This window comes from Vibrio sp. AIC-3, from assembly GCF_013114515.1.
GTDB classification, from domain to species: Bacteria; Pseudomonadota; Gammaproteobacteria; order Enterobacterales; family Vibrionaceae; genus Vibrio; species Vibrio crassostreae_C.
Window position 1 is genome coordinate 200584 of sequence record NZ_VTXG01000005.1, and the last position, 13212, is coordinate 213795.

Here is a 13212-nt window from a genome sequence, read left to right on the forward strand (position 1 = left end):
TATTTGTGAAATGGTTTCAAACCGCGAGTATGTGTTTACTGCTTGTACTAACAGGTTGTGCGACAACATCAGATAACACCTCAAGTTGGGTTTATCCACCGATGGCTGTGCCACTGCAACCAAGCGTTCAGCAAGAAGTTCAAATTGCACGTCTTAGTCAGTTATTACAGCGCCCAGATTTGAACGATGAAGTTCGAGCTAAGATGCTGTTTGAACGTGGTAACTACTACGACAGTGTTGGCCTGCGTGATCTCGCGCGTCTCGACTTCAACCAATCTCTTTCATTGAACCCAGCTCAACCTGATATCTTCAATCTTTTGGGTGTTTACTTTACGCAGGTAGGGGAGTTTGATGCGGCTTATGAATCTTTTGATTCTACGTTAGAGCTTGATCCTGCAAACTCTTACGCAGAAAGAAACCGTTCTATCGCGCTTTATTATGGCGAACGTTACGACTTAGCCAATGAAGAGATGATGAAGCACTACGCCGATGATCCTAGCGATCCGTTTCGCGCTCTTTGGTTGTATATTATTCAGCATGAGCTAACGCCAGAGCAAGCTAAGCTTGATTTACAAAAACGTTACGAGAGTCGCGATGAGCAGTGGGGCTGGGTATTAGTCGCGATTATGCTTGATGACATTACTGAAGAGCAGGCTTTTAAGGCGATCTTAACCGGTACTCGTGACAACACGTTACTAGCGCAGCGTCTAACAGAGACGTACTTCTACCTTGCTAAGCGTTACCATATGAATGGTGACTACGCGAATGCGATCTCTTTGTACAAGTTGTCAGTCTCTTTCAACGTGTATGAATATGTAGAGCACCGCTACTCTTTCTTAGAGCTAAGCCGTATCTTCACCACGCTTAAAGCCGAGCACTTAGCACAAGTTAAGTTAGCTGAGGCTGAAGAAGAAGCCAGCGCTAAGTAAGCAATACATTTTGACTCCGAGAAGCCGCTGCCTGTCAGCGGTTTTTTTATGCTCCTTTTTTATGATCTTCATCTCGTTTTGATTGCTTTTTATTTAAACAACACTAAAATAGTTAGTCTTGCTAACTAAATGCTATTCTTTGATTGGGTGAGTATGCTAAACCAGAATTTAGAAAAGATTGAGCGTTTTGCTTCAAAGATATGGCGAACTCAGGTAAATGAAGATCCTATTTGCCAATTGAGCTTTAACGAGTATGACTATTTGAAGGTCATTCAATCCTCTCCTGAACCGATACGATTGACTGATCTTGCGATTGAGATGCAGGTGACCAAGCCTTCAGCAACCACTATGGTTCAGAGACTAGAGAGAAAGGGGCTTGTTGAGCGTAAAGCTTCGCTCGAAGATGCGAGGTCTAAGTTGGTTGTACTGACCAGCAAAGCTGAAGTCGGCTTAGAAGAAGAAAGTAAGATCTATCAGGTCATGGCACAAATACTGGAAAGTCGTTTGTCTGAGCAAGAATCTCAGCAGCTAAACCTATTATTAAATAAAGCTTTGAAGTAAATAATTTAGATATTTAGTTAGCCTTGTTAACTAATTTTTCGAGTCATATCTTGTTGATATGCGACTCACAAATGAAAGTAGAGTAAGAAATGAGTAACTCAATTAGTCGTCAATTTTGGCGATACACAATCCCTACCGTTGCGGCCATGTTGGTTAATGGCCTGTACCAAGTGGTGGATGGCATCTTCATTGGCCGCTATGTGGGGGCTGATGGACTTGCAGGTATCAATGTTGCGTGGCCTGTGATTGGTTCGATTCTTGGTATTGGTATGTTGGTGGGTGTGGGCACAGGTGCGCTTGTCTCGATTCGCCAAGGTGAAAAAGATACTCAAGGCGCTAAGCAGATCTTAGCAACGGGCTTAACCTTGTTGTTAGCGATAACGCCTATTGTCTCTGCATTGCTGTTCTTGTTTGCTGATAACTTCTTGCTTTGGCAGGGCGCTGAAGGGCGAGTGTATGAACTTGGTCTGCAGTACTTACATATTCTGATTGGTGCTAGTGTCTTCACGCTAGGTTCGATCGCGATGCCGTTTCTACTGCGTAACGATGACAGTCCGAACTTAGCGACGATACTGATGATCGTTGGTGCGGTGATTAATATCGTGCTCGATTACCTGTTTATCGCTCTCTATGGCTGGGAGTTGATGGGTGCAGCATTAGCAACAGCGATTGCCCAGTTTGTAGTAACGGCTCTCGGCTTGGCTTACTTCTTCTCGCGTCGAGCAAACCTACGTTTACGTTGGAATGAGTTGAGATTGAAGCTGGATGTGATTCCACAAATCTTCGCCATTGGTACATCAAGCTTCTTTATGTACGCTTATGGTTCGATGATGGTGGCGTTGCACAATGCGTTGTTCTCTCAATATGGCGACCAGTTGATGATCGGTGCTTACGCGATTTTGGGCTACATCGTGACGGTTTATTATCTCACGGCTGAAGGTATCGCCAACGGCATGCAACCATTGGTGAGCTACAACCATGGTGCGCGTAACCAAGCAAACATCCGCAAGCTACTTAAGATTGCGATGATGAGTTCGGTATTGATTGGTGTGGCGTTCGTGCTGCTTCTGAACGCGTTCCCACGTGAGTTTGTATCAGTATTTAACTCAGACGAACCTCAGTTGGTTGAGTACACCGTGTTGGGTATTCGCCTTCACATGTTTGCACTGGCGCTGGATGGCTTCTTGGTAGTCGCAGCTGCTTACTATCAAGCGGTGAACAAGGGCAGCAAGGCGATGTTTGTGACCATAGGTAATATGCTTATCCAACTACCGTTCTTGTACATTATGCCTAAGTTGTATGGTGTGCCGGGGATCTGGATTGCGTACCCACTGTCTAACATCGCACTAAGTGTGGTGGTGATGGTAATGCTCTACAAAGACTTAAAGAAGCTCGATGCCTCACCGATGGAAACAGCGACGGCATAGGCCGTGTTTCTTAAGTCGCATTAAAAAGGTCTAGCGAACGCTAGACCTTTTTTGTATCTGTTGCTGGTTAGTCCAATGCGAGGAACTAGATGTTCTTAACGTCTAAACCTGCAAGCTGATGCCAGTAACCATTACATTGGCGGCTTTCAATCTTCATCGGTTTTTGACCTTGCTCGTTCGCTCTGAAGTTATTGATTTCAGAGAAGGTATCGATGCCGAGTGGGCTTAAACGAACCACATCAACCAAGTCGTGCATATTTGGCAAATCGTTGACTAGGTTGTAGCAGTAGCCTGATTGCGTCTGAATACCGTTAAGGTTGAAGACTGATTGGCCTTCTTGGCTTTCTACTTGTAGCCCTGTTGGGTACTTGATACAGCAGGTTTCGCAATCGTCTTTAGCTTTGTTTTCAGCGCGAGCGGTAAAGCAGCGTGCTGAGTAAGCAAGCGGTAGGTAGCCGTGGCTAAACACTTCAACTTCGAACTTGTTACGAATATTTAGCTCTTCGCACTGGGTCATTACGTTGCTTAGCCATTCGCGAGAAAGCTCAACCGGCATACACCAACGCGTCATACCTTGTTTCAAGAACAGGTTCAGGGTGCGTGCGTTGTAGGTGTTTACTGCCGGGCCAACCACGAAAGGTACTTTGCTTTCGCTGGCCAGTTGAATAGCAGACACATCATTGGCTTCGATCGCAAAGTCACCGTTATCGATGTACTTCTTCATGATGTTGACTTCGCTTGGTGCTTCTAGCAATGCCATGGTGGAAAGTACGACTTGCTTACCTGAAGCCGACAGCTCTTTAGCAATGTCCATCCAGTGTTTCGCTTTCATCTCACGACGCTTTGAACACACCGCTTCACCTAGGTAGATGATATCGGCTGAGCTTGATTTCGCTTGCTCATAGAAGCTTTCAACGTCTTGTTTTGGCCAAAAATAAAGTAGAGGGCCTAATGCGTATTTCATTGAGTTCTCCATTTGGCTCTATTGCCATTTACGGTGATAAGCGCCAAGCGTGGTTTGTGTACCTTCAGATACATTCGCCAGTGTCGCATTCCAAGCTTGTTCCACTTGGTATTGTTCTGGGTTCGCTAAGTAGCGATCGATAGCTGCGCGCCAAGTGCGAGTGACTTGTTCAACATAAGCCGGGCTGCGTTGGCGACCTTCAATCTTCACTGAGGCAACGTTTGCCGCGAAAAGCTCAGGCAACATGGATAGCGTGTTGAGGCTGGTGGGCTCTTCAAGTGCGTGATAGCGCTTACGTTCACCATCGATATCTGCTTCAAAGCGGCCTTTACACAGCGTTGGGTAACCTGCGTTTTCACCTGCTTCATATTTATCGATAAGGATTTCGTTCAAGCGAGATTCGAGGCCAGTTTCTGTTTCTTGCCAGCGAACGTATTTCGCCGGAGAACAAGCACCAACAGTATTTGGTGATTCGCCTGTCATGTATGAAGAGAGGTAGCAACGGCCTTCTGCCATGATGCACAAGCTACCAAAAGCGAATACTTCAAGGTCAACGTCAGAAGTGATGTTACGAGAAAGCTGTTTGACCTGATGAATCGACAACACACGCGGTAGTACGACACGCTTAACGTTGAAGTTTTTATGGTAGAAGTCGATAGCCGCCGCATTGGTCGCAGATGCTTGCACTGATAGGTGCAGTTCGAGATCTGGATACTTATTTGCTGCGTACTCAAGCACCGCGATGTCTGCGATGATCAGCGCATCAACACCCAGAGCAGCGGCGTTGTCTACGGCATTAGTCCAACGGTCGAAGCCATTTGGGTGAGCAAACGTATTTAGGGCAACATGAATTTTCTTGTTGTGGTCATGCACATACTGCACAGCACGATCGAGCTTTTTACCCGCAAAGTTTAGGCCTGCAAAGTGTCGGGCATTGGTATCGTCTTTGAATCCGATATAGACAGCATCCGCACCACAATCAATAGCGGTTTTCAAAGCAGGTAAGTTACCCGCTGGGCATAAGAGTTCCATTTGCTCACTACCAGTAGAATTAAGTTGAAGCGAGCATTTTATGAAGAATTGTGAATGACGGAATTGATGTAAGGCAGGTTTAGATGGATAAATCTGCTTTTACTCCGTTTGAGGTACTGACGAGTGACCGTTTTACATGTTGGCTTGGTTTAAATATGAGGTACTTGATTAGTTCTTATGACGGCGGTTTTGGGCAAACAACTCTTCGACATCTTGTTTTGGTTGCGGACGGTAGAAGTGGAAGCCTTGAATCGAACTACAGTTGAGGTTCGATAGCAGAGTTGCTTGCTCACTGGTTTCGACACCTTCAGCAACCACGGTCAAATCGAGAGATTTACCTAGGTTGATGATGTTTTCAATTACGGTGATTTGCTTTGGTAGGGTATCGATATCAGAGATGAAAGCACGGTCTATCTTAAGCTCATCAATTGGGAAGCGAGCAAGGTAAGACAGTGAAGAGTAACCTGTACCAAAATCATCAATGGAGAGAGCAAAGCCAAGTTTCTTGATGGCGTTAAGCATTTGGAGTGTGTGTTCACTATCACTCATCACCGCACTTTCCGTTAGCTCGAACGTAATCGCACTTGGATCAAGCTCGGTCGAACGCAGTAGCTTTTCCATGTAATCAATCAGTTTCGGGTTCCCAAACTGTTCAGGAGAAAGGTTGATTGCCACACGGCCAGGTAGGATCCCCTGCATCTTCCAGCGTTTAACTGTTGCGAATACTTCACGCATCACCACACGACCAAGCTGCTCGATAAGACCTGCACGTTCTGCAACTGGGATGAAAGCAGCAGGGCTGATGTAGCCTTCGACAGGGTGTTTCCAACGAACTAGAGCTTCTGCTCCGTTGATGGTGAAATCACGGGCATTTACTTTTGGTTGGTACCAAACCTCGAGTCCATTTTGTTGCAGCGCTTTCTGAAGCTCAATCTCCAGCCACAGTCGCATACGCGCTTCTTTGTTCATCTGTTCGTTGAACTTGATCAAGCGGTTGCGACCACGATCTTTCGCTTCATACATTGCTGTGTCTGCATTTTGCAACAAGATACGAGCATCAGTACCATCTTGAGGGAAGTTCACGCTACCAATCGAGCAGGCCAAGCGTTTACTGAAGTGGTGAAGATCGAAGGGTTGATTGATCAGGGAGATGATCTTTTCAGCGAGCATTTCAGGTGTTCGCTGATGTTCAGGTTCTGGCAGGATAATACCAAACTCATCCCCGCCTAAATGCCCAATCACAGCCTTACGGGGCAGTAAGCGTTTAAGGCGTGAAGCGACCTCTTTAATCACCTTGTCACCGATGTGATGACCAAGTGAATCATTGATATTCTTAAAGTTATCAATGTCTAAGTAGAGCATCACCACTGGCGTATCGTTGTGAATGAACTGCTCAAGACGCTTTGTAAACCCAACTCGGTTATAGAGCTTAGTCAGTGCGTCGATGTAGGCATCTTCACTGTTTGCCTGTGTATATTGTTTTGCGGTTTCTTGTGCGTCTTGGATAAGCACCAACTGAGTATTACTTCCAAGAACAGTGGTGGAGTCGATGTTGAGCTGAACCTTACGTTCAAAGCCGCATCGGGCACCCGTTAAGCAAACCAAACCAGACTCAGAAATAATAGAAGTGAGGTTATTATTGAAAACTGTTTTGGTTTGTTCATCGATAAATAGGCGTCCCAATTCTTCGCCAATTAACTCTGTGGTTGAGTTAAAGCCAAGCAAGCGAGCTGCTGCTGGGTTGGATGACAAGATGTAGTCACTTTCAACGAGCAGTAATCCGTCTGGGAGTAGTTGAGATAGCTTGTGGAATTTAGCTTCGGATTCTTCTAAAGAACGGACAAGTACTTGGTTTTCTGATGTGTCGAAGGCGTGAAAGACGATGTAGTCGGTTTTGTTGCCATTGGTAAGCGGAGATAGGCTGAAATGAAGGCTGGTATCGAGGTCAGTTTCGTTAAGGGTGACTTCGGCCTCAATCGTTTCGCCACTGAATGCACGCTCATAGTAAGGCTTAAGATGTTGGTAAAATTGTTCGCCCAATGTTTGGCGGTCATTCATGCCTGCAAGCTCTGTTTGACTCAAACCAGCAATATCGCAGTAACGCTCATTCACCATAAAATAGTTATGTTGAGCATCAAGTACTGCAAAAAAGAACGGACTATTTGCAGTTAGCTGGGTAAACCAATGTTGTAGTTGCTGGGGAGGCATCAAAGTACTACCAATTCTCCAAGAGCTTGAATATTCACTATCGATAAATATTTATTACTTTTTGTGTGGCTATCGATATTTACCTGTGAGTGCAGCGATCCGCTGTAATTCTCATTACCTGAGTTACTATAACTGTGATTTTCAGGATATTAAAGGTCGAGCATCAAACAGAAGTTAATTTGATACATAACAGTAACTGAGATCTTAACATCATCTATGATGCATTCCATATTATTGACAAAGTTACGGATAAGTCACGTGATAAACAAGATTCGCACTCAACTAGTTCAAAATGCCGCATCAATTTTGCGATCTCCAGTCCAGTTATTGCCTAAAACAGTACAAAAAAGAGCCTTGTTGGAGGCGCTTAAGAATGTCTTTAAGGAAGCTTTAGAGGACGGTGACTTTGAGTTCTTAGAAGATAAGTGGCTTAAAGTCTCAATAAAAGATATGGGGTTAAGTTGGTGTATTAGTTACAAAAATGAGCAACTAGTTGTAGCTGATAAAGAGGTGGTTGAAGATGTAAGCTTTAGCGGGAATCTTAATGACCTTGTGTTGATTGCGGGGCGTAAAGAAGATCCAGATACGCTTTTCTTCCAACGTAGACTGTCTATTGAAGGCGATACCGAGCTTGGTTTAGAAGTCAAAAACTTGATGGATAGCGTAGATTTGGACTTATTGCCGACTCCTATGAAAACTTTGTTAAATCAATTAGCTGATTTTGTGCAGAAGGGAGTACAATCCCCAGATACACAAAGTGAGGTAATGAATGCTTATTCGAACTGAAGCACCGGCAGATATACTTGTCATTGATCGTTTATTGAAATCTGTTTTTGAAACAGATGCAGAAGCTAATTTGGTTATGAGCCTGCGTGAGAATAGTCATTTAACGCTATCGCTGGTGGCTTGTTCTGACGAAGGCGAGGTGGTTGGTCACCTGATGTTTAGCCCTATCACGCTTAAAGGTGACGATCACAATTGGCAGGGGCTTGCACCGCTTGCTGTGAAAGAAGAGTTTCGCAACCAAGGCATTGCTAAATCACTGGTTGAAGATGCTTTCTCTACTTTGGTTGATTTTGGTTACCCAGCCTGTGTTGTGCTTGGTGATCCTGCCTATTACGGCCGCTTTGGTTTCAAGGCTGCGAGTGAGTTTGGTTTGAGCTGCACTTGGAATGTGCCAGAGGGAGCCTTTCAAGCTATCGAGTTAGTTGAAGGTGCGCTTGCAGGGCATTCTGGTGAGATTGCTTACAGTCCTGAGTTCAATGACTTATAAGCACATTTCCCACGCAATATGATGCAAACTGATTTAGTCTAAATAAAGGAGCTTGATGCTCCTTTATTTTTTGTTAGTATCAGCCCAACTCTGATGAGCTCGTTTTTAACTTCGCTCTAATAAATCGCCCACTATAAACCTAAGGTTACACCGCTAGATATGTCACAAACACACGCACAATACCTGCAAGAGATGGGCATTAGCCAATGGGAGCTTAGCCACCCAGAGCGTTTAGCGGGTTATGAATCTGAATTGATGCCACTCTCAAATGACTGCAAGCTACTGTTGGTTTCGCCTGAAAAGCCTCAGGAAGATCTCGCCGTGATGTTTGAACGAGTACTCAAAAGTATCAAGCTCGACTTATTTCAGGCATTACACATTCAGCCTCAGTACCTATCTTCTGTGGATTTAGGTTCGGTTGAGTGGATATGGTTTGCTGGTTGTGAGTCGGCTCAAGAGCTGAAGGCTAAAACACTTCAATCGCCATTACTGTCTGACATTAACGGTAACAACCAACACCGCCGCGACTTATGGCAACAAATTTGTGCTTATGACTAATCAATTTTTACCGACTTCACAACAACACCTAGACGCCATTTGGAAGATAGAGCAGGCCGCGCATTCTCACCCTTGGTCTGAAAATATGATCCGAGATCTTGATAGCCGAGGCGCTTGTCATCATGTGCTTGAAGTCGATGGGCAAGTGGTTGGGTACTTCTTCGCGCAAAACATCGTTGGCGAAGTCACATTGCTTAATATCGCGGTAGACCCAAGCCTGCAGGGTAAAGGGTATGGAAAAGCGTTAACGGAACATTTCCTTGATATGTGCGAACAAGCTGGTGCGGAAAGCGCTTGGCTAGAAGTTCGCGAAAGTAATGTGAATGCGTTTAATCTTTATGAAAAGGCCGGCTTCAATGAAGTTGATCGCCGTCGTAACTATTATCCAACTAAGCAAGGCAACGAAGACGCCATCATTATGAGCTATCTTTTTATGTCTTTTAGCTAGTCATACTGTAGCTTTTAGCTAAGCAGAGGGTACGCGAAAAATAGGGTGTAAACTGACCCTTTAGAAAGTGATACGCTTTCTGTATAATCCGCACACAGAATTCAAGGGCAAGTATTATCTACTTGCCCTTTTTACGCTTTAGATCAGCAAAGGGCGACTATGTCTTTCCAACAAGAAGTGAGCAAACGTAGAACGTTTGCGATTATCTCTCACCCGGATGCGGGTAAAACCACGATTACTGAAAAAGTTCTTTTATTCGGAAACGCGATTCAAAAAGCGGGTACCGTAAAAGGCCGTGGCTCTAACCAGCACGCTAAATCTGACTGGATGGAGATGGAAAAAGAACGTGGTATCTCGGTAACTACGTCGGTAATGCAATTCCCATACAATGATTGCCTAGTAAACCTACTCGATACTCCAGGACACGAAGATTTCTCGGAAGATACGTACCGTACGCTAACAGCGGTTGATTCTTGTTTGATGGTTATCGATGCTGCTAAAGGTGTCGAAGACCGTACTCGTAAGCTGATGGAAGTAACACGTCTTCGTGATACTCCAATCGTAACGTTTATGAACAAACTTGACCGTGATGTTCGTGACCCGATGGAAGTGCTTGATGAAGTGGAAAGCGAGCTAGGTATGGCCTGTGCTCCAATCTCATGGCCAATCGGTTGTGGTAAAGAGTTTAAAGGTGTTTACCATATTCACCGTGACGAAACGATCTTGTACGAATCTGGCCACGGTCATGAGATTCAAGAAGTTCGCATCATTAAAGGTTTGGACAACCCTGAGCTAGATGAAGCGGTAGGTGCTGATCTTGCGGAAAGCGTACGTGAAGAACTAGAGCTTGTTATTGGTGCTTGTCCGGAGTTTGATCACGAACTGTTCCTTGCTGGTGAGCTAACGCCGGTTTACTTCGGTACTGCATTGGGTAACTTTGGTGTGGACCACATGCTTGATGGTCTAACGAAGTGGGCTCCTGCACCTCAAACGCGCCAAGCGAATGAGCGTGATGTAGAAGCGACAGAAGAGAAATTCTCTGGTTTCGTGTTTAAGATCCAAGCAAACATGGATCCAAAACACCGTGACCGTATCGCATTCATGCGTATCGTATCAGGTACTTACGACCAAGGCATGAAGATGAACCATGTTCGTACTGGTAAGAACGTAAGTATTTCGGATGCGGTAACCTTCATGGCGGGCGACCGTGCGCGTGCTGAAAAAGCATACGCTGGTGACATTATTGGTCTGCATAACCATGGCACAATCCAGATTGGCGATACCTTTACTCAAGGTGAGAGCCTTAAGTTCGCTGGTATTCCTAACTTCGCACCTGAGCTATTCCGTCGTATTCGCCTACGCGATCCACTTAAGCAGAAGCAACTTCTAAAAGGCTTAGTTCAGCTTTCAGAAGAGGGCGCAGTACAAGTATTCCGTCCTATGCAGAACAACGATCTGATCGTTGGTGCGGTTGGTGTACTTCAGTTCGACGTGGTTGTAGCGCGCTTGAAAGCGGAATACAACGTAGAAGCTATCTACGAAGGTGTTAACGTTGCAACAGCTCGTTGGGTTGAATGTGATGACGCTAAGAAACTAGAAGAATTCAAACGTAAGAACCAATCTAACCTAGCGCTAGATGGCGGTGATAACCTGTCTTACATCGCACCAACTATGGTGAACTTGAACCTAGCTTCTGAACGTTTCCCTGAAGTTCAATTCCGAGCGACGCGCGAGCACTAATAGCGACAGTTCTACATAACACTGTTGGATAATATTAAAGCCGAATTGCTTCTAGCATTCGGTTTTTTTGTTACACTAAGAGTACACCGTTTTGATGGAGTAAAGCGTGTTTGATCTCAATTTAGTAAAGCCATTCCTCTCTGTATATCAACAAAGATCGATAACCAAAGCGGCTGAATCGTTAGAGCTAACTCAACCTGCGGTCAGTGCTGCAATCAAGAGGTTTGAAGCGGTGGTAGGCTATGCGTTGTTCGTAAGAGTAGGGCGTTCAATAGAACCAACGTCAATGGCTCACAAATTGGCAGGTCAATTATCTGATGCTTTAGAGCTGATGGAAGGTGCAGTATCAAGAAAGCGTGATTTTATTGTTTATATGCCTGCGAATCTGCTCCACAAAATGCCCATGCTCAATGGTGTTCAGCTGGTTGAATCACCAATCTCTGTTGATAACGTTGTCGAGGATATCCGACTCAACCGAGTAGATTTAGTAGTCGATACTGGTTTACCAAAACAAACGAGCTTAGCTTCTGAATTTGCGACAACCGATAGACTGTTATTGATGAGCGATCCCGAGGTCAGTAAATTTAGTGAGCAGATTTCAATGGATGAATTTCTTGCAGCTCGTCATGTAACTTTGAAGTTACTTCGCCAAGATACTCAAATAGTCGACTTTCTTTCCGAAAAGAGCTTCACACGTGATGTGGCAATTGAAGTTCGCAACCTGACGAACTTGATTTTAGCGGTAAAAGGGACTGACTACATTGCTGCGGTTCCGGTTAGCATGATCCAATTAGCAAAAACCATTGGCTTACGGATTCATGAGCCTCCATTTTCAATGCGTCCTGTGGAGTTTGAGTTTTTCTATCACAAGAAGTATCAAACTAATGGGCAACACCAAGAGCTACGAGATGAGCTTAAACAGTTATTAAATAGCTAGAAATCGAAGGCTAAACCGAATTCCACATAGTTTTTGTTTTCAGGGTATATGGTGTAGGTAACGGACGGTTTTACGTACTTCAAGTTAAAGAATACAGCTACTTCGTGATAATGAATGTTGGTCCTAGTTTCATTTCTGATATGTCTAGATCTCGTAGTAGTATCATCTTTAATATAAAAGTCTTGGGTATCTTTTTTGAATCCGATTTCTTGGTTGAATTTGTAAAGAAAGTCAGCATATTGAATCGGGCTCCACAGAGCGCCTGCACTATAATCGAATGTGTCAGAGGCTCTATATTCCATGCATAAGTTTGGAAGACAAGCATCGAAATCTCTGTCCATATAGTTGTAGTTGATATCGCCAAGCAGTGTCCAATTTTCATGAATCAACTTAGCAACAAAAATGCCTGTTGTGATCTCATGTTCGCTGACTTTTACGGTGTTTTCAGTGTAGTACGTGTCCCCTTGCCAGAATGAATATCCCAACCCTGCTTGCCAATAGTCTTGAGTATCAACCTCTCCAAAAACACGCAATTTATCATTGATTTGATAGTTGATATCAAGAGTGGCAACCGTTTTTTCGTTGTCTGGGTTTTGAGATAAGCTGACGGAAAAAATATCCGTAAAACGCTCAATAGATTCAACCAGAGTGTCATTTGCTGATGAATGAAAAGGGAAGGTGGAAGCAAGTATTAATAGAAGGCGTTTCATATTCAATTCCGAATCGCTTTCCTTAGCTAGTGAGTAAAAACACCCGATAATAGCGTTCACTATTATCGGGTGAGAGGATTTAACTTGGTTTTAGATTAACCGCGCAAACGCTGTTGAATTGCTGATTTAGCTTTCTGTAGCTTGGTTGGGTCGATAGATTTAAGTTTGCTACGGTCGATGTTTCCTTTATCAACAATTTTATCGTTGATGTCAGATTTACTGAAATCAATCGTCTGCCCCTTGGCGTTGGTGATGGTAGCTGTGCCATCGCCATTACCTTCGATCTTGGCAACAAACTCACTGTTGTGAGAATGAGTAATCACAATCACACCATCAGCGTTGTGGAATTGGTACTGAGTGTCGATTTGAGGTAAGTCGAAGGTTGGTGCATCCAACTGTGGCATGTCGTTACCTTTGTCAACAAT

Annotated in this window: 13 protein-coding genes and 2 pseudogenes; 9 read left to right on the forward strand and 6 right to left on the reverse strand. The window is 44.4% G+C overall.

Features of this window, described 5'->3' with window-relative positions; all coding sequences use genetic code 11:
• The first annotated feature begins 5 nt into the window (after positions 1–5).
• The 3 genes from nlpI (at position 6) to F0229_RS06110 (ending at position 2917) form a co-directional block, all read left to right on the forward strand.
• Positions 6–929, forward strand: a complete 924-nt coding sequence (gene nlpI, locus F0229_RS06100) for a lipoprotein NlpI (RefSeq protein ID WP_171732453.1) — start codon at positions 6–8, stop codon at positions 927–929.
• A 153-nt stretch (positions 930–1082) separates the two neighbouring features.
• A complete protein-coding gene (locus F0229_RS06105) occupies positions 1083–1490 on the forward strand; it encodes a MarR family winged helix-turn-helix transcriptional regulator (protein ID WP_009847536.1) in 408 nt (135 codons plus the stop codon).
• An 89-nt stretch (positions 1491–1579) separates the two neighbouring features.
• Entirely contained in the window at positions 1580–2917 is a 1338-nt protein-coding gene (locus F0229_RS06110; RefSeq protein ID WP_017065966.1) for an MATE family efflux transporter, read from the forward strand.
• Between the two features lie 85 nt (positions 2918–3002).
• Here the strand turns inward: F0229_RS06110 and F0229_RS06115 are convergent, their stop codons facing one another.
• From F0229_RS06115 to F0229_RS06125, 4 genes and pseudogenes are all read right to left on the reverse strand, one after another.
• Complete coding sequence (locus tag F0229_RS06115) at positions 3003–3881, reverse strand: U32 family peptidase (protein ID WP_017059237.1); 879 nt, start codon at positions 3879–3881, stop codon at positions 3003–3005.
• Between the two features lie 18 nt (positions 3882–3899).
• Positions 3900–4679: pseudogene (locus tag F0229_RS06120) on the reverse strand (peptidase U32 family protein); the annotation flags it as partial.
• Positions 4678–4722, reverse strand: a pseudogene (locus F0229_RS22040) (hypothetical protein); the annotation flags it as partial. The pseudogenes F0229_RS06120 and F0229_RS22040, both read right to left, overlap by 2 nt.
• Before the next feature lie 359 nt (positions 4723–5081).
• Positions 5082–7121: a bifunctional diguanylate cyclase/phosphodiesterase gene (locus F0229_RS06125; protein WP_132762165.1), complete on the reverse strand. Its 2040-nt coding sequence runs from the start codon at positions 7119–7121 to the stop codon at positions 5082–5084.
• 258 nt (positions 7122–7379) lie between these two features.
• Here F0229_RS06125 and F0229_RS06130 point away from each other — a divergent pair, with 258 nt between their 5' ends.
• The 6 genes from F0229_RS06130 (at position 7380) to F0229_RS22045 (ending at position 12077) form a co-directional block, all read left to right on the forward strand.
• A complete protein-coding gene (locus F0229_RS06130) occupies positions 7380–7907 on the forward strand; it encodes an SCP2 domain-containing protein (protein WP_029235120.1) in 528 nt (175 codons plus the stop codon).
• Positions 7891–8394, forward strand: a complete 504-nt coding sequence (locus F0229_RS06135; protein WP_102433383.1) for a GNAT family N-acetyltransferase — start codon at positions 7891–7893, stop codon at positions 8392–8394. Before F0229_RS06130 ends, F0229_RS06135 begins: the two co-directional genes overlap by 17 nt.
• 159 nt (positions 8395–8553) lie before the next feature.
• On the forward strand, positions 8554–8952 hold the full coding sequence (locus tag F0229_RS06140) for a DNA polymerase III subunit psi (protein WP_171732454.1): 399 nt from the start codon (positions 8554–8556) through the stop codon (positions 8950–8952).
• Entirely contained in the window at positions 8945–9400 is a 456-nt protein-coding gene (gene rimI / locus F0229_RS06145; RefSeq protein ID WP_171732455.1) for a ribosomal protein S18-alanine N-acetyltransferase, read from the forward strand. Before F0229_RS06140 ends, rimI begins: the two co-directional genes overlap by 8 nt.
• A gap of 159 nt (positions 9401–9559) precedes the next feature.
• Complete coding sequence (gene prfC / locus F0229_RS06150) at positions 9560–11140, forward strand: peptide chain release factor 3 (protein WP_017063282.1); 1581 nt, start codon at positions 9560–9562, stop codon at positions 11138–11140.
• Between the two features lie 106 nt (positions 11141–11246).
• Entirely contained in the window at positions 11247–12077 is an 831-nt protein-coding gene (locus F0229_RS22045) for a LysR family transcriptional regulator (RefSeq protein ID WP_171732456.1), read from the forward strand.
• On the opposite strand, the gene F0229_RS06160 is transcribed toward F0229_RS22045, so the two are convergent.
• Positions 12074–12787, reverse strand: coding sequence for a hypothetical protein (locus tag F0229_RS06160; RefSeq protein WP_017059246.1), 714 nt, complete (start codon positions 12785–12787; stop codon positions 12074–12076). The two genes, F0229_RS22045 and F0229_RS06160, sit on opposite strands and share 4 nt — an antisense overlap.
• A gap of 95 nt (positions 12788–12882) precedes the next feature.
• A partial coding sequence (locus F0229_RS06165; RefSeq protein ID WP_216606081.1) for a hypothetical protein occupies positions 12883–13212 on the reverse strand: 330 nt, incomplete at its 5' end.

Bases quoted from the DNA above. Each gene is read 5' to 3' on its own strand.
- rimI (WP_171732455.1), top strand. From the start codon at position 8,945: ATGACTAATCAATTTTTACCGACTTCACAACAACACCTAGACGCCATT.
- F0229_RS06105 (WP_009847536.1), top strand. From the start codon at position 1,083: ATGCTAAACCAGAATTTAGAAAAGATTGAGCGTTTTGCTTCAAAGATA.
- F0229_RS06125 (WP_132762165.1), bottom strand. From the start codon at position 7,121: ATGCCTCCCCAGCAACTACAACATTGGTTTACCCAGCTAACTGCAAAT.
- prfC (WP_017063282.1), top strand. From the start codon at position 9,560: ATGTCTTTCCAACAAGAAGTGAGCAAACGTAGAACGTTTGCGATTATC.
- F0229_RS06135 (WP_102433383.1), top strand. From the start codon at position 7,891: ATGCTTATTCGAACTGAAGCACCGGCAGATATACTTGTCATTGATCGT.
- F0229_RS06160 (WP_017059246.1), bottom strand. From the start codon at position 12,787: ATGAAACGCCTTCTATTAATACTTGCTTCCACCTTCCCTTTTCATTCA.
- F0229_RS06110 (WP_017065966.1), top strand. From the start codon at position 1,580: ATGAGTAACTCAATTAGTCGTCAATTTTGGCGATACACAATCCCTACC.
- F0229_RS06140 (WP_171732454.1), top strand. From the start codon at position 8,554: ATGTCACAAACACACGCACAATACCTGCAAGAGATGGGCATTAGCCAA.
- F0229_RS06115 (WP_017059237.1), bottom strand. From the start codon at position 3,881: ATGAAATACGCATTAGGCCCTCTACTTTATTTTTGGCCAAAACAAGAC.